Origin of the sequence: Streptomyces sp. NPDC008092 (assembly GCF_042957285.1) — a bacterium.
Lineage (GTDB): Bacteria > Actinomycetota > Actinomycetes > Streptomycetales > Streptomycetaceae > Streptomyces.
Genome location: NZ_JBIBHY010000001.1, coordinates 265,766 through 286,250, shown reverse-complemented (window position 1 = coordinate 286,250; position 20,485 = coordinate 265,766). Strand labels below are relative to the sequence as shown.

The 20,485-nt window shown below is 72.3% G+C and carries 18 protein-coding genes; 10 read left to right on the top strand and 8 right to left on the bottom strand.

Features of this window, described 5'->3' with window-relative positions; translation table 11 throughout:
* Window positions 1-209: 209 nt before the first annotated feature.
* On the bottom strand, window positions 210-1,304 hold the full coding sequence (gene rsgA / locus ACFZB3_RS01225; protein WP_391367776.1) for a ribosome small subunit-dependent GTPase A: 1,095 nt from the start codon (window positions 1,302-1,304) through the stop codon (window positions 210-212).
* A 350-nt stretch (window positions 1,305-1,654) separates the two neighbouring features.
* On the opposite strand from rsgA, the gene ACFZB3_RS01220 reads away from it, so the two are divergent.
* Together ACFZB3_RS01220 and ACFZB3_RS01215 are read left to right on the top strand one after the other, a co-directional pair.
* Window positions 1,655-2,977, top strand: coding sequence for an acyltransferase family protein (locus ACFZB3_RS01220; RefSeq protein WP_391367773.1), 1,323 nt, complete (start codon window positions 1,655-1,657; stop codon window positions 2,975-2,977).
* Between the two features lie 140 nt (window positions 2,978-3,117).
* Window positions 3,118-3,321, top strand: coding sequence for a cold-shock protein (locus ACFZB3_RS01215; RefSeq protein ID WP_016578941.1), 204 nt, complete (start codon window positions 3,118-3,120; stop codon window positions 3,319-3,321).
* 37 nt (window positions 3,322-3,358) lie between these two features.
* Here the strand turns inward: ACFZB3_RS01215 and ACFZB3_RS01210 are convergent, their stop codons facing one another.
* On the bottom strand, window positions 3,359-3,562 hold the full coding sequence (locus tag ACFZB3_RS01210) for a hypothetical protein (RefSeq protein WP_362649688.1): 204 nt from the start codon (window positions 3,560-3,562) through the stop codon (window positions 3,359-3,361).
* Between ACFZB3_RS01210 and ACFZB3_RS01205 the strand changes: the two genes are divergently transcribed.
* Window positions 3,561-5,189 carry a DEAD/DEAH box helicase gene (locus ACFZB3_RS01205; RefSeq protein ID WP_391367769.1) on the top strand — a complete coding sequence of 543 codons (1,629 nt, stop codon included), beginning with the start codon at window positions 3,561-3,563 and terminating at the stop codon, window positions 5,187-5,189. The two genes, ACFZB3_RS01210 and ACFZB3_RS01205, sit on opposite strands and share 2 nt — an antisense overlap.
* 196 nt (window positions 5,190-5,385) lie before the next feature.
* Here ACFZB3_RS01205 and ACFZB3_RS01200 read toward each other — a convergent pair whose 3' ends face one another.
* The gene (locus ACFZB3_RS01200; protein WP_391367766.1) at window positions 5,386-6,396 is read right to left on the bottom strand and encodes a substrate-binding domain-containing protein; all 1,011 of its coding nucleotides are present in this window, start codon (window positions 6,394-6,396) and stop codon (window positions 5,386-5,388) included.
* 200 nt (window positions 6,397-6,596) lie between these two features.
* On the opposite strand from ACFZB3_RS01200, the gene ACFZB3_RS01195 reads away from it, so the two are divergent.
* The 3 genes from ACFZB3_RS01195 (at window position 6,597) to ACFZB3_RS01185 (ending at window position 9,510) form a co-directional block, all read left to right on the top strand.
* On the top strand, window positions 6,597-7,391 hold the full coding sequence (locus ACFZB3_RS01195) for an ATP-binding cassette domain-containing protein (protein ID WP_391367765.1): 795 nt from the start codon (window positions 6,597-6,599) through the stop codon (window positions 7,389-7,391).
* Window positions 7,388-8,422, top strand: coding sequence for an ABC transporter permease (locus tag ACFZB3_RS01190; protein WP_391367763.1), 1,035 nt, complete (start codon window positions 7,388-7,390; stop codon window positions 8,420-8,422). The genes ACFZB3_RS01195 and ACFZB3_RS01190 overlap by 4 nt, the downstream gene beginning before the upstream one ends.
* A gap of 83 nt (window positions 8,423-8,505) precedes the next feature.
* Window positions 8,506-9,510 carry a substrate-binding domain-containing protein gene (locus tag ACFZB3_RS01185; protein WP_391367760.1) on the top strand — a complete coding sequence of 335 codons (1,005 nt, stop codon included), beginning with the start codon at window positions 8,506-8,508 and terminating at the stop codon, window positions 9,508-9,510.
* A gap of 91 nt (window positions 9,511-9,601) precedes the next feature.
* On the opposite strand, the gene ACFZB3_RS01180 is transcribed toward ACFZB3_RS01185, so the two are convergent.
* From ACFZB3_RS01180 to ACFZB3_RS01160, 5 genes are all read right to left on the bottom strand, one after another.
* The gene (locus tag ACFZB3_RS01180; RefSeq protein WP_391367758.1) at window positions 9,602-11,113 is read right to left on the bottom strand and encodes a cellulose binding domain-containing protein; all 1,512 of its coding nucleotides are present in this window, start codon (window positions 11,111-11,113) and stop codon (window positions 9,602-9,604) included.
* A gap of 332 nt (window positions 11,114-11,445) precedes the next feature.
* Window positions 11,446-12,765: a radical SAM protein gene (locus ACFZB3_RS01175; protein WP_391367755.1), complete on the bottom strand. Its 1,320-nt coding sequence runs from the start codon at window positions 12,763-12,765 to the stop codon at window positions 11,446-11,448.
* A 58-nt stretch (window positions 12,766-12,823) separates the two neighbouring features.
* Window positions 12,824-13,498 (bottom strand): pyridoxamine 5'-phosphate oxidase family protein, encoded by a 675-nt coding sequence (locus ACFZB3_RS01170; RefSeq protein WP_391367753.1) that lies wholly within the window; start codon window positions 13,496-13,498, stop codon window positions 12,824-12,826.
* Window positions 13,499-13,601: 103 nt separating this feature from the next.
* On the bottom strand, window positions 13,602-14,669 hold the full coding sequence (locus tag ACFZB3_RS01165; protein ID WP_391367745.1) for a substrate-binding domain-containing protein: 1,068 nt from the start codon (window positions 14,667-14,669) through the stop codon (window positions 13,602-13,604).
* A 71-nt stretch (window positions 14,670-14,740) separates the two neighbouring features.
* Window positions 14,741-15,748: an NAD(P)-dependent oxidoreductase gene (locus tag ACFZB3_RS01160; RefSeq protein WP_391367742.1), complete on the bottom strand. Its 1,008-nt coding sequence runs from the start codon at window positions 15,746-15,748 to the stop codon at window positions 14,741-14,743.
* Window positions 15,749-15,929: 181 nt separating this feature from the next.
* Here ACFZB3_RS01160 and ACFZB3_RS01155 point away from each other — a divergent pair, with 181 nt between their 5' ends.
* The 4 genes from ACFZB3_RS01155 to ACFZB3_RS01140 all read left to right on the top strand — a co-directional run bounded on the left by ACFZB3_RS01155 (window position 15,930) and on the right by ACFZB3_RS01140 (window position 20,482).
* Entirely contained in the window at window positions 15,930-17,183 is a 1,254-nt protein-coding gene (locus tag ACFZB3_RS01155) for an FAD-binding protein (protein ID WP_391367738.1), read from the top strand.
* 68 nt (window positions 17,184-17,251) lie between these two features.
* Entirely contained in the window at window positions 17,252-18,487 is a 1,236-nt protein-coding gene (locus tag ACFZB3_RS01150; RefSeq protein WP_391367735.1) for an ROK family protein, read from the top strand.
* 181 nt (window positions 18,488-18,668) lie between these two features.
* Window positions 18,669-19,676: an ATP-binding cassette domain-containing protein gene (locus tag ACFZB3_RS01145; protein WP_391367733.1), complete on the top strand. Its 1,008-nt coding sequence runs from the start codon at window positions 18,669-18,671 to the stop codon at window positions 19,674-19,676.
* Window positions 19,676-20,482 (top strand): ABC-2 family transporter protein, encoded by an 807-nt coding sequence (locus ACFZB3_RS01140; RefSeq protein ID WP_391367730.1) that lies wholly within the window; start codon window positions 19,676-19,678, stop codon window positions 20,480-20,482. Before ACFZB3_RS01145 ends, ACFZB3_RS01140 begins: the two co-directional genes overlap by 1 nt.
* Window positions 20,483-20,485 lie beyond the last annotated feature (3 nt).

The following is a 20,485-nucleotide window of genomic DNA, read 5'->3' as shown; positions in this document are numbered from 1 at the left end:
AAGTGTGGACGACGGGAGGAGAGGGGGCTGGCGGGAATCGGACATGACGCTGGGCCCCGTGAGGGGAGCGCCCTGTGACGGGAGCGCCCCGTGACGGGAGCGCCCCGTGAGTGGGGCGCTCCGTCAGGGGCGCGGGGCTGTGTCGGGGTGCGGAGGTGCGGCTGCCGCCGCGGGTGCGCGCTCGGCCCCACGCCCCCGCGGCGGCCCTGCTACTGCCACCGCCCCCGCTTCGCCTCCATCGCCGCCTTCCCCTCCGCTCCCCTCTTCTTCCATTCCCGCTTCATGTCGGCCCGGAGCCGCGCGTCGGTCTTCGCGACGATCCACTGGTTCTCCCGCATCAGCTTGCGGTAGCTCTCCAGCCGGCGCACGGGCAGTTCACCGGTCTCCACCGCGGTGCGCACCGCGCATCCCGGCTCGCTCTCGTGTCCGCAGTCGGAGAACCGGCAGTCCTCGGCCAGTTCCTCGATCTCGGCGAACACCTGCCCGACGCCGGTCTCGGCGTCGAACAGCCCCACGCCCCGCAGCCCGGGCGTGTCGATCAGCACGCCCCCGCCCGGGAGTGCGAGGAGGTTGCGGGTGGTGGTGGTGTGGCGGCCCTTGCCGTCGACGTCCCGGGCGGCCTGGACGTCCATCACGTCCGCCCCTAGGAGCGCGTTGGCGAGGGTGGACTTGCCGGCGCCGGACTGGCCGAGCAGCACCGAGGTACCGGAGCCGACGAGGGCGACCAGGGTGTCCAGGCCGTCGCCCGCGTGCGCGCTGACCGTGAGGACCGGCACGCCCGGGGCCGTCGTCTCGACGTCCTGGACGAGATGGGCGAGGGTCACCGGGTCCGGGACCAGGTCGGCCTTGGTGAGAACCACGACCGGCTGCGCCCCGGACTCCCAGGCCAGTGCCAGGAACCGCTCGATGCGGCCGAGGTCGAGTTCGACGGCGAGGGAGACCGCGACGATCGCGTGGTCGACGTTGGCGGCGAGGATCTGCCCCTCGGACCGCTTGGAGGAGGTGGAGCGCACGAAGGCGGTACGGCGCGGCAGATACGCGCGTACGTAACGGGGGTTGCCGCCGGGTTCCACGGCGACCCAGTCGCCGGTGCACACGACGCGCAGCGGATCGTGCGGGGTGACGAACGCGGTGTCGGCGCGCAGCAGACCGCCGGCGGTGACGACGTCGCACTGCCCGCGGTCGACGCGGACGACCCGCCCGGCGAGCAGTCCTTCCGCCTCGTGGGGGGCGAACTCCTTCGCCCAGGTCTCGTCCCAGCCGTAGGGAGCGAGCGCGGAGAAAACAGCGGAGCTGGAAGTCAAGGGTGACCCTTCACAAGGGCGGCCCCGGGTAAGGAAAGAGGTCAGCCGGTGGCCGCGGAGGTGGAATGGATGAACTTCTGGTTGCGGGCAGCGCCCATCGCAACGACAGCCATCGGTCAACACCTCCCTGATCGAACCGGGTCACCCGCGGCACCCTGGGGTGGCCGCTCCGACGCCACGGACTTTAGGGGCTGTCCGCACCGTGCCGCCACCGAATTACCGCGCGGTGCCAGGAGGCGCCCTCGCGCACCGGTCCCGGGCCTCGCGGACGGTGTCGTACCGGGCACGGATCGGTTGCGGTCGGGGCCATCCGCCACGCCGGGCGGCAGGCTCCCGGGATCATGACGGCCATGAGCCGAGACCGGTACGTCGACTTCCTGCGGGCCTGGGCGATCGTGCTGGTGGTGCTCGGCCACTGGCTGATCACCGCCCTGGTCCGGGAGCCCGACGGGCGGATCACCGCCCCGGAGCTGCTGGCGACCGTGGACTGGACCCAGTGGCTGACCCTCGGCTTCCAGATCATGCCGCTGTTCTTCCTGGCCGGCGGCCACGCGGCGGGCGGTTCCTGGGCCCGGGTCCGGGCGGAAGGGGGCACGCCCGCGGGGTGGCTGGGGCGGCGGGCGCTGCGGCTGCTGCTTCCGGTGGCCGTCTACAGCGGCGCGGTGCTGCTCGCGGTCGGCATCTGCACGGCGGCCGGCGTGGACGCGGACACGCTGGCGCTGGTGGGCTGGGCGATGGGGATGCAGTTCTGGTTCCTTCCGGTGTACCTGCTGCTCAGCGCGTTGACGCCGTTGCTGTACGCGGCGCACCGGCGGTGGGGCCTGCGCGTCCCGCCGCTGCTGGGGGCCCTCGCCCTGGCCGTCGACGCGCTCGTGGTGGGCGTGCACGTGCCCTATGCCGGACTGCTGAACTACGTGCTCGTGTGGGGTGTCGCCTACCAGTTGGGCTTCTGCTGGCGGGACGGTCTGCTGACCGGCCGTCGGCCCGTGCCGCTCGCGATGGCGGCGGGCGGCGGACTGGCCTTCGCCGCGCTCGTCGCTCTCGGGCCGTTCCCGGTCAGCCTGATCCTGGTGACCGGGCAGAGTCCCAGCAACACCGATCCGCCGTCGGCCGCGATGCTGGCGTGGGTGGTCGCCCAGGCGGGCCTGAGCCTGCTCGCCGCGCCGCCGCTGCGGCGGCTGCTGGACCGCGAACGGGTGTGGCGGCTGGTCCGCCCCGTGGGCGCGGCCAGCATGACGCTCTACCTGTGGCACATGCTGCCGGTGCTGATCGCCGCCGCCGCGTTCTACCTGACCGGCCTCGCGCCCGAGCCGGCGCTCGGGTCCGCGGCGTGGTGGGCACTGCGTGTGCCCTGGCTGCTGGTGCTGGGCGCCGTCCTGGCCTGCGTCGTCTTCGCGCTGCGGCCGGTGGAGCGCGGGCTGGGCGTGCTGTACGAGCGGACTGTGCCGGACGCCGGGCTGCGCCGCGCCTGGCCGCTGTGGGCCGGGGTGGCCCTGGCCGTCGTCGCGCTGGGCCGCTTCGCCGTGCGGGGCTTCGCGCCGGACGGCCGGTTCCCCGTGCTGCCCGCCGTGGGCCTGGCGCTGGGCACGGTGCTGGTGACGGTCCCCCGGTGGACGGCCGCGGAGCGCCGCCTCGGGCAGCCCGGGGCCACGCGCACCCCGGACCGGGTCTGAGGCTGTGCTACGGTTACGGAGTTGCAGTTGTGGTACCCATGAACCTATGTGCGCCTGACGGGAATGTTTCTCCTGCAGGCGCATTAGTTGTTTTACCGGCATCTCCGGATGGGGCCTCTGCCTATAGATCGGAGAAGGTCATGGCACAGGGAACCGTGAAGTGGTTCAACGCCGAAAAGGGTTTCGGCTTCATCCAGCAGGACGGCGGCGGCCCGGACGTGTTCGCCCACTACTCGAACATCCAGTCCCAGGGCTTCCGTGAGCTCCAGGAGGGCCAGCGGGTCTCCTTCGACGTCACGCAGGGTCAGAAGGGCCCGCAGGCGGAGAACATCGTCCCCGCCTGATCGCCTTACGCGTATCCACTCGCCGGGGTCCGTATCGTCATGGTGCGGACCCCGGTTTGTGCTGTTCCAGGAAGGCAGACAGCAGCATGTCCCGCAGGCCCCAGAAGCCGAACAGGCGCACCTCGTCGTCCAGGACGGCCCCGGCGTCCCCGCCGTCCGGTCCGTCGTCACGTGAGTTCCGGCTGCCGGAGAACACGACGCCCGGGCTTCCCGCCGTCGAGGACTTCGCCGCTCTGGACATGCCCGCGGCGCTGCTGAAGACCCTGACCGCGCAGGGGGTGACCACCCCGTTCCCCATCCAGGCCGCCACGCTGCCCAACTCGCTCGCCGGCCGTGACCTGCTGGGACGGGGACGGACCGGCTCCGGCAAGACCCTCGCGTTCGGGCTGGCGCTGCTCGCCCGTACGGCCGGACTGCGCGCGCAGCCCAAGGCGCCCCTCGCGCTGGTGCTGGTACCCACCCGTGAACTCGCCCAGCAGGTGACGGACGCGCTGACGCCCTACGCGACGGCCGTGAACCTCCGGCTGGCCACCGTGGTCGGCGGACTGTCGATCACCAAGCAGGCCGCCACGCTCCGGCGCGGCGCCGAGGTGGTCGTGGCGAGTCCCGGCCGGCTCAACGACCTCGTGGAACGCGGGGACTGCGTGCTCGGCGACGTCCGCATCACGGTGCTGGACGAGGCCGACCAGATGACCGACATGGGCTTCCTGCCGCAGATCACCAAGCTGATCCAGCAGGTACGGCCCGACGGGCAGCGGCTGCTCTTCTCGGCCACCCTCGACCGGAACATCGACCGCCTGGTGCAGCGGTTCCTGACCGACCCCGTGGTGCACTCCGTGGACCCGTCGGCGGGGGCGGTCACCACCATGGAGCACCACGTGCTCCACATCCAGGACGAGACCGACAAGAAGGCCGTCACCACGCGCATCGCGGCCCGCGACGGCCGGGTCATCCTCTTCCTCGACACCAAGAGGTCCGCCGACCGGCTCGCCAAGCGGCTGCTGGCCGTCGGCGTCCGCGCGGCGGCGCTGCACGGCGGCCGCTCGCAGCCGCAGCGCAACCGCACCCTGGAGCAGTTCAGGAACGGCCAGGTCACCGCTCTGGTGGCGACGAACGTCGCGGCCCGCGGCATACACATCGACGACCTCGACCTCGTCGTGAACGTCGATCCCCCCACCGACCACAAGGACTACGTCCACCGGGGCGGCCGTACGGCCCGCGCCGGCGGCTCCGGCAGCGTGGTCACGCTGGTGCTGCCCGAGCAGAAGCGCGATGTCACCCGGCTCATGTCGGACGCCGGCATCCGCCCCCGGACGGCCCGGATCGCGTCCGGCGACGCCGAGCTGACCACGCTCACCGGCGCCCGCGAGCCCTCCGGCGTGCCGGTCGTCATCGAGGTCCCGCAGCCGGCGACGGCCACGGCGTCCGGCCCGGACCAGCAGACCGACCCCAAGTCCGGCAGGCGGTCCACCCGTCGGCGCCGCGGCGGCGGCGGTTCCGGGGCGGCGGCCGGGACGGGTGGCCGGGGCTCGGCTCCCCGGGCCGCCGCGGGGGCCGCACCGGCCGCCGGTGCGTCCGCGGCGGGCGGCGGGCGCGGTGCTGCCCGCCGAAAGGGCACCTCCGGTGCCACGGGGGACGCCGCAGGCGCGGGCAGCCGGGGCACCGACCGCCGGGCCGCGTCCGGCGGGACATCCAGCGCGGCGGCCGGCCGCAGTTCCGACCGTCGGGCCGCGACCGGTACCAGCGCCGGCACCGCGTCCGGCAAGGACGCGGGCGGCTCCCGTCGGCGCACGCCGTCCGGCGGTGCCACCGGCACCGGCGGTCACGCCTCGGGCCGCCGGGGCGGCCGCCGCACCCCGGCCACCTGAGCACTCCACGGCAAGCACCGCGATCCGCCGTCCCTCGACTGCGGGTGCGTCGTGGCTGTTCGCGCACTTCCCCGCGCCCCTGAAGGGGCGCTCACCCCGTGCCCTGCCTTTTCTGGGGGCGCGGGGAACTGCGCGACCAGCCCCCACCGGCCAGCACCCGCCCGCCGACCGGTCGGCCTCCCGGCGCCACGCGCCGCTACGCGGCGAACGGCCCGGGTATCTCCCCCGACCCCCGCCGGATCAGCCGCGTCGGCATGACGACGGTGCGCGGTGGTGAGACGTCGCCGTGGATGCGGGCGAACAGCAGGTGTGCCGCGCTGGTCGCGAGGGCCACCGGGTCCTGGGCGATCACCGTGACGGGCGGGGTCAGCCGCGAGGCGAGCGCGAAGTCGTCGAAGGCGACGAAGGCGAGGCCGCCGGGGGCCGCGGTCAGCGCGCCGAACGCGAGCAGTTCGTTGCCCGCGAGGAGGGCCGTCGGCGGGTCGGGCAGCGCCAGCATCCCGGTGACGGCAGCGGCGGCCTCCGGGCCGGTGCGCACGGCGTCCCTGACCAGCGCCGGGTCGGCCGCGATGCCCGCGGCCCCGAGCGCCGCCAGATAGCCCCGCCGGCGTTCGCCGAACGTCCAGATCTTCGGCGTGTCGCCCAGGTAGCCGATCCTGCGGTGGCCGTGTGCCAGCAGCTGCTCCACGGCCCCGCGCACCGCGCCGAAGTTGTCGACCACCACGGCGTCCACGTCGAGGCCGGGCGCCGCCCGGTCCACGCAGACGATCTTCGTGCCCTGCGCCTGCGCGGGGCGCAGGAAACGGTGGCTGCCGGCGGCCGGGGTGAGGATCAGGCCGTCGACGCGCCGGGCGGTGAACGCGGCGATCACCTCGCGCTCGCGGCGCAGGTCGGCACGGCTGGAGCCGATCAGCATGATGCTGCCGCGCTGCCGGGCGACGTCCTCGGCGGCGGAGGCGACCGCGGCCATGAAGGGATCGGTCACGTCGTCGACCAACAGGCCGATGATCTGGCTCAGTTCATGGGTGCGGCGTAACTGGCGTGCCACGTCGTCGCGTTGGTAGCCGAGCTTGCGGACCGCGGCCTCCACCCGCGCGGCGGTCCGCGGGGCGACGGCCGAATCGCCGTTGACGACGCGGGACACCGTCATCGTGCTGACGCCCGCTTCCGCGGCAACGTCCTTCATGGTCGGCCGGGTGGCTGCCACGCCACGTCCTCCACCTGCGTCACGTTTGAGCGTCGACTCGTTAACGTTACCAACTCGCACGCGTATCAACGGCCTTGCAAACAGCGGGAGATGAGGCGCGAGCAACGCGCCCGGCGACCGGCTGCACCACCCTTGACACCCCGCTGTGGGCGCCCCAAGAATCAGCCAAGCTGTTAACGATACCAACCAGAAGGCACAACATGGCCTCTGCAAGGGAACCACTGCTCACCGCACATGGAGTGGTCAAGCGTTTCGGCCACGTCCAGGCGCTCTCGGGCGCCGATTTCACGGCATACCCCGGCGAGGTCGTCGCCCTCATCGGTGACAACGGTGCCGGCAAGTCCACTCTGGTGAACGTCCTGTCGGGCGTGCTCGCCCCCGATGCCGGCGAGGTCCGCCTGGACGGCGCGCCGGTGCGGTTCTCCGGTCCGATGGACGCCCAGCGACAGGGCGTGGAAACCGTCTACCAGGACCTGTCGCTCGCGCCCGACCTGGACGCGGCGGCCAACCTCTACCTCGGCCGGGAGATCGTGCGCGGGGGCCTGCTCGGACGTCTCGGCGTGCTCGACCGGCCCACGATGCGCCGGGAGGCGGTCAAGGCCTTCGCCGAACTCGGTGTGGAGCTGAAGGACGTGACGGCTGCTGTGACAACGTTGTCCGGCGGGCAGCGGCAGTCCGTCGCGGTGGCCCGAGCCGTCGCCTTCGCCCACAAGGTCATCTTCATGGACGAGCCGACCGCCGCGCTGGGCGTCATCCAGCGCGCCCGGGTCCTGGAGACCGTCCGCAGGGTCGCCGACCGGGGCATCTGCGTTGTGCTGATCAGTCACAACATGCCCGAGGTGCTGTCGGTCGCGGACCGGGTGGAGGTGCTGCGGCTGGGCCGGCGCGTCGCGTCGTACACGGCCGCCGACACGACGATCGAGGAGCTGGTCGGCGCGATGACCGGCTCGCTGGACGGGCCGAACGGCACCGGGGAAGCGGAGGGCGCACGATGACGGCGCAGAGCGAGAAGGCCGCGGCAGCCGTGGACGGCCGGTCCGCGGTGCCCGACTGGGTGCGCCGCGCGGCAACCCTCAACGAACTGTGGACCTTTGTCATCCTCGTGGCGCTGGTGCTGTTCTTCACGATCGCGGCGCCGGGCAAGTTCTTCACCACGTACGACATCACCCAGATCGCCGTGAACGCGGCCATCTACCTGGTGCTCGGCGTCGGCATGACGTTCGTGATCATCACGGCGGGCATCGACCTGTCGATCGGCTCGGTACTGGTGCTGGCCGCGGTGGCGGCGGGCGAGTACAACATCCATCACGGCGGGGCGACTTCGGGCTGGGGCACGGTCGCGTTCAGTGTCGTCATCGCGCTGGCGGTGGGCACGGCGTGGGGTGCGCTGCAGGGTGCGGTGGTGGCGACCGGCAAGGTGCCGCCGCTGATCGTGACGCTGGGCGGGCTCGGCGCGGCGCTGGGCATCGCCGAACTCGCCACCGGCGGCCAGGACCCGGCCGGGGCGGCCTCCACGCACCTGCAGAACAGCCTCGGCTTCGGCAAGGTGCTCGGGATCCCCTGGATGGTGATCCTGGCGGCCGTGGTGACCGCGGTCTTCGGCGCGGTGCTGGCCGGCACCCGGTTCGGCGAGCACACCCTCGCGATCGGGTCGAACCCGACCGCGGTACGGCGGGCCGGCATCCCGGTGGGCCGGCAACTGGTGAAGGTGTACGGCCTGATGGGGCTGCTGGCCGGGCTCGGCGCGGTGATGTGGCTGGCCTCGTACGGCACGACGTCGATCGCCGGGCACTCCACGGACAACCTCAAGGTGATCACCGCGGTGGTGCTCGGCGGCACCAGCCTGTTCGGCGGCCGGGGTTCGGTGCTGGGCACGGTGATCGGTGTCTTCATCCCGGCGGTGCTGACCACCGGGCTGATCGTGATCGGCGTCCAGCAGTACTGGCAGGACGTGGCGGTGGGCGTGGTGCTGGTCGTGGCCGTCTACGTCGACCAGCTGCGCAGGAAGACCCGGGAACGCGCATGACCGGATCGCACGTGACTACTGAATCGCTCGTGACTACTGAATCGCACATGACTGAATCGCTCGTGGCTAAGGAGGACTCTGTGATGGGGAGCATTCGCAGCAAGCGCCGGTTGCTGGTCGCGGTGGGCACGGTTCTGGCCCTCGGCGCGGGGGCCTCGGCGTGCGGTTCGTCGGACGACGGCGGCGGCTCGGGGAGTTCGGGCAGTGCCAAGGGCAAGAAGGTCCGGCTGATCACGGGGGTGAAGAGCGACCCGTTCTACATCACCATGACCTGTGCCGCGCAGGCGGAGGCCAAGGCCAAGGGGATGGACTTCACGGCCGACGGTTCCGCGCAGTGGGACGTGTCGGTGCAGCGGCCGCTGCTCGACTCGGTGGCCGCGTCCCGGCCCGACGGGCTGCTCATCTCGCCGGTCGACACCAGCGCGCTGACGCCGTCGCTCAAGCAGATCCAGTCGGCCGGCACCAAGGTGGCGCTGGTGGACACGACGGTGACCGACACGTCGATCGGCATCACCCGGATCTCGTCGGACAACGAGAAGGGCGGCCGGGTCGCCGCCGACGCGCTGGCCAAGCTGATGAACAAGAAGGGCTCGGTCATCGTCATCAGCGTCAAGCCCGGTGTGTCGACGACCGACGCTCGGATCAAGGGCTTCACCGAGGAGATGGCCAAGTACCCGGACATCAAGGTGCTGCCCACGCTCTACGACAACGACCTGCCGGCCACCGCGGCCTCCCAGATCCAGTCGACGCTCGCCGCGCACCCGGACCTCGGCGGGGTGTTCGCGGGCAACACCAACACCGGTCAGGGCATCGCCACCGGTCTGAAGCAGGCCGGCAAGGAGGGCGCGGTGAAGGTGGCGGCGTTCGACGCCGAGCCGGACGAGATCGCCTCCCTGAAGGCGGGCACCCTCCAGGTGCTGGTCGCCCAGGACCCGGCGGCGATCGGCCGGCAGGCGGTGGACCAGCTCGCCGACGCCTTCGAGGGCAAGTCGGTCAGCAAGTCGATCGGCACGAACATGGTGGCGATCACCAAGGACAACATGAACGAGCCGGCGGTCAGCAAGTACTTCTACAAGTCGCAGTGCTGAGCGTCGCTTCGGCGGTACCGGTCTGACGCATGACCGGCGGCGGGCGGACCCGGTGGGTCCGCCCGCCGCCGGGCGTGCGGACCGCCCCGGCTCAGTTCAGCGAGCAGGAGGTGCCGTTCAGCGTGAAGGCGTACGGCGCCGAGTTGCTGCCGCTCCAGGTGCCGAGGAAGCCGAAGGACAGGGTGCCGTCGGCGGCGACCGACTGGTTGTAGTCGGCGGCGTCGGCGGTGACCTGGCCGCCGTTCTGGCTGACGGTCGCGTCCCACATCTGGGTGACCTTCTGGCCGTCCCGGAAGGACCACTGGACCCGCCAGCCGGTCAGGGCCTGGGTGGTGGTGACGGTGACGGTGGACTGGAAGCCGTCGGTCCACTGGTTGACCAGGTCGTAGGAGACCCGGCAGGTGGCCGCCGCCGGAGCGGTGGGGCTGGCGGAGGCGGAGGCGGTGCCGTGGTGGCCGGTGCTCGCCGTGGCCGAGGAGGTGCCCTGGGGTTCCGGGTCGGGGTTCTTGTGGGCCGGCTTCCCGGTGGTGGCCGAGGCGGAGGGGGCCGCGGAGGCGGAGGCGGTGTGCGTGGCGGTCGGGTCGGCCGACGGGACCCCGGCGTCGGGGTCGGCGACCGGCTGGCGGTCGTCGTGGGAGGCGGCGGTCGTGTCGTCGCCGGAGCCGCCGCCCATCGGCATCATCGACACGCCGAGCGCCACCAGCGAGATCAGCACCGCGGCGCCGAGCAGACCGTGCCGCAGCACCTTGCCCCGGCCGCCGCTCTCCTTGACGTCGCCGCCGTCGTTGTCGGCGGTGGCCGGGCGGCCGGCGCCGAGCCGTACCTCGGCGGCGCGCCTGCGGCGCTCCAGGTAGGCGAGGCCGCCCCAGCCGATGACCCCGCCAGCGAGCGCCGCGGGCAGTCCGCCGCCGTGCAGCCGCAGGCAGGCGGCGGCCTCGGCGCACTGCACACAGGTGGCGAGGTGCCGGGAGAGGTCCTCGGGCGTGTCGGCCGCGGAGGACCGGGTGACCGCGTCGAGGAGCCGGGCGTAGCTGCGGCACTCGGCGGCCATCGGCGTGTCGAGATGGGCGCGGTGGCAGCGGTCGCGGAAGAGTCCGCGGACCTGCTCCAGCTCCTGGGCGACGACGGCCTGGTCGAGACCGAGCCGGCGCGCCACGGAGGACAGCGGCAGCGCCTCCACCTCGGCCAGCCACAGCAGCGAGGCGTCCGCCTCCTGCATGTCGCGCAGGCCGCGCAGCGCGACGGGCCGCTGCAGCGGCGGGCCCGTGTAGCGCGCGGCCTTCTCGGAGTTGAGCCACAGCCTGAGGTCCGGATCGAGCTTGTGCCCGAGCCCGCCGGCCTCCCAGTCGGCGGCCGTGTTGCGCACGGCGGTGAGCAGCAGCGGGATCATCGGGAGCCGGGCGGCGCGCCGTCCGGAGCTGCGGACCGGCGCGAAGTCGGCCTCGCGGGCCTCGCGCATGCCGAGCGTGAAGGCCTCGGTGGCCAGTTGGTTGGCCGTCAGAGAGCCGGACGTGCACAGGTCGGCATAGGAGAGCACCGCGTCCCAGCATTCGGAGAACAGCGCTGCCTCGGCGGCGTCCTGAGGGGTCGGCAGGTCGGGCATGGGTCTCCTGCATCCAAAGCGAGGTCAACTCACCGTATCGGCAACGGAGTTGGGGGGTACCTCACGGCAGGGCCCGAGCTTTTCACGTCTCCCGCACAACTGACAAGCGGCATATTCGAAACCGGTTACCGATGGTCGTGCCACGGGTTCTCCCCGTCACCCGTACCGTCGGCCACCGGCATCGCGTCAACCGCCGCACCCGCCGGTCCGGCTTCCCGGACCGGCGAGAGAACGCTTTCGTGCCCGCCGTGACCCACAACTCCGGCCCCTAGTACGGACAGCGACCGCGTTTCGACTCACCGTTCCCGAAAGTCACCTGCGCCCGCCGGACGTCACACCTTCGTCGGCTCCTGGGCCGGCAGGCTGTCCATGAAGGAGCTGACGGAGAAGACGGCGCGGCCGGGGCCGGGCTCGCCGTAGCCGGGCGGGGAGGACAGGCCGAAGTCCTCCATCGTCTGACGGTAGGCCTGGAGCAGCCTGATGTGGTACTCCAGCGGGGCGCCCTGCGGGTTGGCCTTGCCGAGCGGGGTGGTCGGCTCCGGGCACCAGGTGGTGAAGCGGGGCGTGATGCCGTGGGACATGAAGAAGCGGAGCCCCTCGGTGGTGGACTCGATGGCCTCGTCGACCGTCTTGAAGCCGAAGGGCTCGGCCATCTCCACACCGGCCACGAAGTTGGGGATCACGTTGCGGGCGCCGAAGATCTCGGCCGAGTCCAGGATCCGCCGATGCCACTCGTCCCGGCCGACGTACCGCTCCTTGCCCGGGCAGTACATCTTGAAGAGGTACTCGTCCCACACCTCGTAGTTGGGGTGGTAGATCTGCACCCCGTAGTCCTTGAACCGCTGTACGTCGTCCTTCGGCAGCGCCTGGGCGACCACCTTGCCGATCCACCGCCCGGGGAACCGCTCCTCGATGGCCTTGGCGTAGTGGCCGTAGAAGTCGGCCTCGTCGCGCCCGGAGACGGTCTTGGTGATCGCGCCGCCGGTCAGCGTGTAGGCGGTGGACGCCTTCGCGGTGTCGTACCGGTCGATGATCTCCAGGGCTTCGAGGACCTCCTCGACGTCCTTCACGCCGGTGTAGGGCCGTCCGGCCGCCTTGTGCTGGCGCCAGTTGTGGTTGATGTCGCAGTACTGGCACTCCTCCTTGGCGCCGAAGTACTGGCAGACCCGGAAGACGGTGAGGTAGATGAGGTAACCCCACTGGATGGTGGGGGCGACCTCCATCACGGACTTCCCGTTGGAGAGCTTGTGCCGGTAGTACTCCGGCATCGGCGGCACCCCGACGTCGGCGATCCGCTTCCCGTCGAGGTAGAGCCCCAGCACGCCCTCGTCGTCGGCGGCGACGCGGTAGGGCGAGGTGGGGTTCACCCGCACGGACACCACGGTCCGGCGCAGGTCGTACGGGCCGCCGGTGAGGATGATCTCCTCCGGCGGCCGGCGCAGCGCGGCCTCGCCCAGTTCGGGCAGGGTGCCGTGGTCGAAGGAGAAGATGAAGTACGACTTCGGCTTGACCTCGCCGCTCTCGTTGTCGCTCAGCGCGGACGGGTCGAAGGCCACACCGCCCCGGAGCAGGTCCTCCTTGAAGACGGCTTCCCTCGGTACGTGCGGGAACCTCTCCATCAGATCCTCGACCAGCGCGGTACGGCTGCCCATCCCGTGTCTCCTCCCGGCTCAGGCGTTCAGCTCCTCACGGTATGCCCCCGCCCCCACGTCAGCCGTGCCGGGTCCCCCTTCGGCGCGCGATGTGTCCCGGTACGGGGGTGTCCGGCGGCAGCACGGGGTCCGTGACCGGGGTGCCCCAGGCGGAGGTCAGGGGCAGCGTCCCGGCCCACAGCCCCAGCTCCGCGTCCGGTCCGTCGCCGTCCTCCGGCGCGCCGGTGCGGATCTTGACGGAGGCCTCCTCCAGGGAGAGGGCGAGGAGGGTGGTGGCGGCCAGCTCCTTCCGGTTCGGGCGGCGGGCGTACGACCACTGGCCCGGGGCCGTGTGTTCGGTGAGGATGCGCAGGCCCGTCAGCTTCTCCTCGGGGTCGGTCACCTTGCGGGCGGTGCCGTGGATGACCGCGCTGCGGTAGTTGACGCCGTGCTCGAAGACGGACCGCGCCAGCACCAGGCCGTCGACGTGCGTCACCGTCACGCACACCGGGGTCCCGCCCGCCAGGCTGCGGCTGGCGACCGAGCCGTGCAGGTACAGCTGCCGCTCGTCCCGCCCGTACACCGTCGGCACGACCAGCGGACGGCCCTCGGCCACCACTCCCAGATGGCAGACGAACCCGGCGTCGAGAATCGCCTCCAGATCGGCCCGGTCGAGGCTGCCCTGCTCGCGGAGCCTGCGGTGGCGGGTGCGGTCGGTCTCCGGCAGGCGCGGGGACAGCGGATCGGGACTCATACCCGCACGCTACCGATATCGCGGCGCTATGACCACATCATCGACGATTACGACTATGCACCGCGCGCCGAACGACGAAATCCGCAGAGCCGACGCCGTGCGTTCAGCCGCCGGCAGCCCGCCGCGTCGACTCCCGCAGCACCACGTGCGTGCCCAGCACCAGGTGCTGCCCGTCCGGCAGTTCGTCGCGGTGCAGGGCGAGGCGGACCGCGGCGCGGCCCAGTTCCTCCTGGGGCACGTGCACCGTGGTGAGCGTCGGATAGACGTCCCGGGCGACCGGGATGTCGTCGTAGCCGGCCACCGCGAGGTCGTCGGGGATGCGGCGGCCGGACTCCCGCACCGCCTGGATCACGCCCGTGGCGATCATGTCGGTGGCCGCGAAGACCGCCGTGAACTCCCGTCCGGAGGCGAGGAGTTCACGGGTCGCCTGGTAGCCGTAGGAGCGAGAGAAGACGCCGTCGAGGATCAGGTCAGGGTCGGGGGCGAGACCGAGGAGTTCGTGGGCGCGGGTGAAGCCGGCGATGCGCTGGGCACTGGTGGACAGGCCGGGGACGCGGCCGAGGTAGGCGATGCGCCGGTGGCCGCCGGAGAGGAGGTGGGTGGTGAGGGCGAAGGCGCCGCCCTCGTTGTCGTAGTCGACGACCGTGGCCGGGACGCCGGGGCCGAGCGGCGGGCGGCCGACGAGGACCAGCCGGGAGCCGGACCGGTCCAGGGCGTGCGCGAAGTGGGTCATCCGGTCGTGGTAGGCCTTGTCCTGGAGGGCGCCGCCCACCACGATCACCGCGTCGGCGCGCTGCTCCCGCATGGTCTCCACGACGGCGAGGATGCGGCGCGGGTCGCCGTGCGTGGTGCACAGCATGCACAGCCGGCCCTCCGCCGAGGCCTGCTCCTCGACCCCGCGGGCGATGTGCGCGTAGAAGGGTCCGGTGACGTCGTCGACGACGAAGGCGACCGTGTTGTTGGTCGCGCCGCCGAGCGCGCGGGCGTGCGCGTTGACCACGTAGTCCAGCTCGCGCATGGCTTTCAGGACCTTGGCCCGGGTGTCGGCGGCGACCGGGTAGGTGCCGCCGAGGACCCGTGAGACGGTCGACGCGGAGACCCCGGCCCGCGCGGCCACGTCCCGTACCGTCGAGGCGTCCCCGTTCGGCGCCGGCTGCGTCCGCTTCGCCACCGCTCGGCTCCCCTTCGTCATGTGTTCAGGTCACCCTACGAGACGGCCGGAGGCGCCCGGCGGACGGCCCGTCACGCGGCCCGCTCCAGGGCCGAGTGGTCGACGGCGTGCAGGAGGCCGTCACCGGTCAGCAGCCGGCCGGCCTCCTCGACGACGGTGAGGCCGAGCCGCGCCACCTCGTTGCCCTGCGAGCCGGCCAGGTGCGGGGTGAGGAAGGCGCCCGGGAGGTCGAAGAGGGGGGAGTCGGCGGGCAGCGGCTCCGGGTCGGTCACGTCGAGGATCGCGGTGAGGCGGCCGGTGCGCAGTTCCTCGATCAGGGCGTCGTGGTCGACGAGGGAGCCGCGCGCGGTGTTGATCAGTACCGATCCGGCCGGCATCAGGGCGAGTTCGCGGGCGCCGAGGAGATGCCGGGTCTCCGGGGTCTGGGGGGCGTGCACGGTGACGACGTCCGAGGTGCGCAGCAGTTCGTCGAGGGTCAGCAGGGGAACACCGAGCCGGGCCGCCTCCGCCTCGTCCACGTAGGGGTCGGCGAGGGCGACCGACAGGTCGTAGGGGCGCAGCAGCTCCAGGAGCCGGCGGCCGATGCGGGAGGCGCCGACGATGCCGACCCGGCGGTGGAAGTTGCCGATGCCGGGGACGAGGTCGCCGTACGGGAAGGCGCGGCGGGTGCGCAGCAGGTCGCGGAAGGCGAAGACGTCCTTCCCGGCGAGCAGGATCATCGCGAGGGTGTACTCGGCGACCGGCAGCGCGTTGGCGGCGGCGGCCGAGGAGACCAGGATGCCGCGCCGCCACACCTCGGGCGTGGTGAAGCCCTTGACCGAGCCGGCCGCGTGCAGCACCGCCCGGAGTCTCGGCGCCGCGTCCAGGGCGGCCGCGTCCAGGACCGGGCAGCCCCAGCCGGTGACCAGGACCTCGGTGCGGGCGAGCGTCTCCCGTACCCGGAGGTCGGTGAAGTCGTGCGCCACCAGAGTGGGATCGATTTCTACGTACTCGCACAGTCGCGCGAGCACCTCCGGCGGAAAGATGTGCGGCACGTTCTGGGCGGTCATGGCGAACAATGCCTGGGGACGCTCGGGCAAGGAAGTGACCTTCCGGCTCGGTGACGCGCGGATAGCAACCGGTCTCTACCGTAGGTCCCGGCGAATGAGAGGGTCAATGGACAGGCACTCCCCGGGGGGACGGACACTCCTCGGAGGGGACGGACACTCCTCGGAGAACGTCCGGGGCTCTCCGGCGAACGACAGGAATGGGACGGCAGAGATGACGGATCCGGCGCAGACGGTCACCAACTGGGCGCGCAACATCACCTACACCGCCAAGGAGTTCCACCGCCCGCACTCGGTCGACGCGCTCCGGTCGCTGGTGGCCGGCAGTGCGCGGGTACGGGTGCTGGGCAGCGGGCACTCCTTCAACCGCATCGCCGACCCGGGCCCGGAGGGCGTGCTGGTCTCCATCGCCGGGCTGCCGCCGGTGATCGAGGTGGACACGGCGGCCCGTACGGTCCGGGTCGCGGGCGGGGTGCGGTACGCCGAGCTGGCCCGCGCGGTCCATGCCCACGGCCTCGCGCTGCCCAACATGGCCTCGCTGCCGCACATCTCGGTGGCCGGCTCGGTCGCCACCGGCACCCACGGCTCGGGGGTGGCCAACGGGTCGCTCGCGGCGCCGGTGCGGGAGGTGGAGCTGGTCCTCGCCGACGGGTCGGCGAGGACGATCGCACGGGGGGACGCGGGCTTCGACGGGGCGGTCACCTCGCTGGGGGCGCTGGGGGCCGTCACCGCGCTCACCCTCGACCTGGAGGCGGCATATGACATGGCGCAGACTGTATACACCGAACTCCCCCTGGACGGCCTGGACTTCCCGGCGGTGTCCGGCGCCGCCTACAGCGTCAGCCTGTTCACCGACTGGCGGGAGCCGGGCTTCCGGCAGGTGTGGGTGAAGCGGCGCACCGACCGGCCCGCCGTGGACTTCGAATGGGCCGCGCCCGCGACCGAGGCGATGCACCCGGTACCGGGGATGCCGGCGGGCAACTGCACCGAGCAGTTCGGGGTGCCGGGCCCCTGGCACGAGCGGCTGCCGCACTTCCGGGCGGAGTTCACCCCGAGCAGCGGGGACGAGCTCCAGTCGGAGTACCTGCTGCCGAGGACGGCGGCCGTGGACGCACTGCATGCCGTCGACGCCGTCCGGCGGACGGTCTCCCCCGTCCTGCAGACCTGCGAGGTACGCACCATCGCCGCCGATCCGCAGTGGCTCAGCCCGGCCCACGGCCGTGACTCGGTCGCCCTGCACTTCACCTGGGTGGACGACCTGACGGCCGTACTGCCCGTGGTGCGCCGGCTGGAGGAGGCGCTGGAGCCGTTCGACCCGCGGCCGCACTGGGGGAAGGTCTTCGCCGTTCCGGCGGCGGAGGTGCGCCGCCGGTACCCGCGCCTCGGCGACTTCCGCGCCCTGGCCCGGGACCTGGACCCCGACGGGAAGTTCTCGAACCCCTTCGTGGCGGATGTCCTGGCTGCCTGAGGTACTTAATCAAACCCTTAGCGTAATGCCTTGTCGAAAGCGCTTCCCAGGCCATAGCGTTGCGCCGCGTGAAGCACACATCACGTGACATCCGCACCGCGAACCGCTACGAGGTGCTGCGGCACATCATCGCCGAGTCTCCCACCTCCCGGCAGGAGCTGGCGGCCGTCACCGGGCTGAGCCTGGCCACGGTCGCCACCCTCGTCGGGGAGCTCCTGGAGCTGCGGATGATCACGGAGGTCGGTTTCGAGGACTCCGCGGGCGGCCGCCCCCGGGGACTCGTCGCGGTCAACCCCTCGGGGGGCGCGCTGATCGGCGTCGACATCGCGGAGACGTACGTCCACGTCGAGCTGTTCGACCTCGCGCTGAACGTGCTGGCCCGTGCCGAGGAGGACATGCGCCCCGGCGAGAACCGGCCGGAGCAGGTGGTGGGCCAGGTGGCCGCGGCGGTCGGCGCGGTGGTGGCGCAGGCCGGGATCGAGGGGGCGCGGGTGCTGGGCGTCGGGGTGAGCGTGCCGGGGCAGGTGGACCGGGCCACCGGCGTCGCCGAGTACGCGCCCAACTGGGACTGGCACGACGTGCCGTTGCTCGGCCTGCTCGCCGAGCACATCGCCTACCCCATCCACCTGGACAACCCGCTGCGCGCGTGTGCGGTGGCCGAGCAGTGGTTCGGGGCGGCGCGGGGGCGCGGGGACACCGTGGTGGTGAACCTCGGGACCGGGGTCGGCGCCGGGCTCGCGCTCGGCGGCGGGCTGCACCGGGGGGTCAGCAACAGCGCCGGGGAATGGGGGCACACCACGCTCGTCCTGGACGGCCGGCCGTGCCACTGCGGCAACCACGGCTGCGTCGAGACGTACGTGGGCGCGCCCGGGATCATGCTGAACCTCCAGGAGCTGAGCCCGCAGAGCCCGCTGCTGCACCCGGACGACCAGACGGCCACCGTGGGCGCGCTGGCCCGGGGCCTGGCGGAGGGTGATCCGGTCGCGGTCGAGGTCGTGCGGGACACGGCCCGTTACATCGGTGCCGGTATCGCCAACCTGGTCAACCTGCTCAACCCCGAGCTGGTCGTGCTCAGCAGCTGGGTGGCCCGCCGGCTCGGCGAGCCGCTGCTGACGGAGGTGCGGGAGGCCGTCCGGCGGCACGCGCTCGGGCGGCCGTTCGCCGCCACCGAGATCGTCCTCTCCCCCATCCCCACCGACCCGGTCTGCCTGGGCGCGGCGACGTTCGCGCTGGAGGGCGCCCTGCGGTCGGTGGGCCTGCGCAACGGCGGACGCCCGGGCCGTACCGTGCCCGCGGCCCGCTGATCGGATCGTGGCACCGGAACCCCGCTAGCCGGACCCCGGTGATCGAATAGTCCAAATCGCGGGTCGATTAATCCATTGCCGGGCTATTCGGCGTTCTGCGACCGTCGTGGCGTATCCGCGGCCGGTCGGCCTCACAAGCCGACCGGCCGTACGTCGTGCACGGAACGAGGGAGTACCCAGCGTGGCCGGAACCATCGAGGTCCGCGGTCTGTCCCGCACCTTCCACACCACCGTCCGGCGCCCGGGTTTCGCGGGCGCCCTGCGGTCCCTGGTCAACCCCGAGCGGGTCGAGAAGCACGCGGTCTCGGACATCACCTTCGACGTCGCCGCGGGCGAACTCCTCGCCCTGCTCGGCCCCAACGGCGCGGGCAAGTCGACCACCATCAAGATGCTCACCGGGATCCTCACCCCGACCTCCGGCGAGGCCCGGGTCGCGGGCGTGGTGCCGTATCTGGAGCGGGAGCGCAACGCCCGGAACATCGGCGCGGTGTTCGGGCAGCGGACCCAGCTGTGGTGGGACCTGCCGGTGCGGGAGTCGTTCGCGATCCTGCGGGACATCTACGAGGTGCCGAAGGCCGAACACGCCGCGCGGCTGCGGGAGTTCGACGACCTTCTCGAACTCTCCGCCTTCTGGGACACCCGGGTGCGGCACCTCTCGCTCGGCCAGCGCGTCCGCTGTGACCTGGCCGCCGCACTGCTGCACGATCCGCCGGTGGTCTTCCTGGACGAGCCGACCATCGGCATGGACGTGGTGGTGAAGGAGCAGGTCCGCGAGTTCCTGCGGTACCAGGTGGCCGAGCGCGGCCGTACCGTGCTGCTGACCACGCACGACATGACCGAGGTCGAGCGGCTCGCCGAGCGGGTGGTGCTGGTCAACCACGGGCGGCTGGTCCTCGACGGCACCCTGGACGAGGTCCGCCGGGACTTCGGCTCGACCTGGCAGGTGCGGGCGACGCTCGCCGACCCGCACACCCCGGTCGGCCCGCTGCCGGGCATCGCGCTGGTGAGCCACGACGGGCCCCAGGTCGTGTTCGGCCCGGACGGTCCGGCCGCGCCCACCGTCCACCAGGCGCTGAAGCAGGTCATCGAGCGGTACGAGGTGACCGGTGTGGCCGTGGACGAGGCGGACTTGGAGGACGTGATGCGCGCGGCCTACGCCGAGGCCAGGGCGAAGGCCGAGGCGGCCTGATGACGACGCTGACCTACGCCTGGCGCGCCGCCCGGGTCACCCCGCTCGGCGAGCTGTACACCCCGCCCCGCATCACCGCGGCCCTGCTGCGGCTGACCGTGCAGGTGGTGCTGGTCGCGTCCCTGTGGCACGGCCTGTACGCCCAGACCGGTACGACCGCCGGGCTCTCCCGCGACCAGGCGGTCACCTTCGCCGTGCTGGCCGTGCTCGCCTCCCGGCTGCGGGAGCTGGACCAGTACGCGGGCCGGGACTCGGTCGCGCAGCACATGTACTACGGCACGGTCGTCTACTGGTACCTGCGCCCGCTGTCCCCGCACCGCTACTACGCGCTGCGCGCCCTGGGCGAGCAGCTCTACGGACTCGCCTGGGCGTTGGCGGGCTACGCGGTCTGCCTGGCGGCGGGTGTCGTGGTGCCGCCCGAGTCGGCGGCCGTGGCGGGGGTGTTCGCGCTCAGCCTGCTGCTCGGCCAGTGGGTCCTGCACTACGTCATGCTGCTCATCGACCAGTTGTGCTTCTGGACGCTGCGCAACACGGCCGCCCTGCTGATCCTGGTCTTCGCGCAGAACCTGATGTCCGGGGTGTACGCCCCGCTGTGGTACTTCCCGCACTGGTTCCTGACCCTCAGCTCCTTCCTGCCGTTCCAGGCCACGCTCAACGTGCCGCTGTCGCTGTACGTGGGCCGCATCCCGCTCTCCGAGGCGGGCTTCCAGCTCGGCGTCCAGGCGGCCTGGCTGGTGGCGCTGCGCTTCCTCACCCGGTTTCTGTGGCGGCGCGCCGCCCGTCGAGTCGTCGCCCAGGGAGGCTGAGGA

Excerpts from the sequence above, each read along its gene's own strand:
- ACFZB3_RS01215 (WP_016578941.1), top strand. The coding sequence starts at position 3,118 with ATGGCACAGGGAACCGTGAAGTGGTTCAACGCCGAAAAGGGTTTCGGC.
- ACFZB3_RS01220 (WP_391367773.1), top strand. The coding sequence starts at position 1,655 with ATGAGCCGAGACCGGTACGTCGACTTCCTGCGGGCCTGGGCGATCGTG.
- ACFZB3_RS01175 (WP_391367755.1), bottom strand. The coding sequence starts at position 12,765 with ATGGGCAGCCGTACCGCGCTGGTCGAGGATCTGATGGAGAGGTTCCCG.
- ACFZB3_RS01140 (WP_391367730.1), top strand. The coding sequence starts at position 19,676 with ATGACGACGCTGACCTACGCCTGGCGCGCCGCCCGGGTCACCCCGCTC.
- ACFZB3_RS01170 (WP_391367753.1), bottom strand. The coding sequence starts at position 13,498 with ATGAGTCCCGATCCGCTGTCCCCGCGCCTGCCGGAGACCGACCGCACC.
- ACFZB3_RS01190 (WP_391367763.1), top strand. The coding sequence starts at position 7,388 with ATGACGGCGCAGAGCGAGAAGGCCGCGGCAGCCGTGGACGGCCGGTCC.
- ACFZB3_RS01185 (WP_391367760.1), top strand. The coding sequence starts at position 8,506 with ATGGGGAGCATTCGCAGCAAGCGCCGGTTGCTGGTCGCGGTGGGCACG.
- ACFZB3_RS01155 (WP_391367738.1), top strand. The coding sequence starts at position 15,930 with ATGACGGATCCGGCGCAGACGGTCACCAACTGGGCGCGCAACATCACC.
- ACFZB3_RS01195 (WP_391367765.1), top strand. The coding sequence starts at position 6,597 with ATGGCCTCTGCAAGGGAACCACTGCTCACCGCACATGGAGTGGTCAAG.
- ACFZB3_RS01205 (WP_391367769.1), top strand. The coding sequence starts at position 3,561 with ATGCCCGCGGCGCTGCTGAAGACCCTGACCGCGCAGGGGGTGACCACC.
- ACFZB3_RS01210 (WP_362649688.1), bottom strand. The coding sequence starts at position 3,562 with ATGTCCAGAGCGGCGAAGTCCTCGACGGCGGGAAGCCCGGGCGTCGTG.
- ACFZB3_RS01180 (WP_391367758.1), bottom strand. The coding sequence starts at position 11,113 with ATGCCCGACCTGCCGACCCCTCAGGACGCCGCCGAGGCAGCGCTGTTC.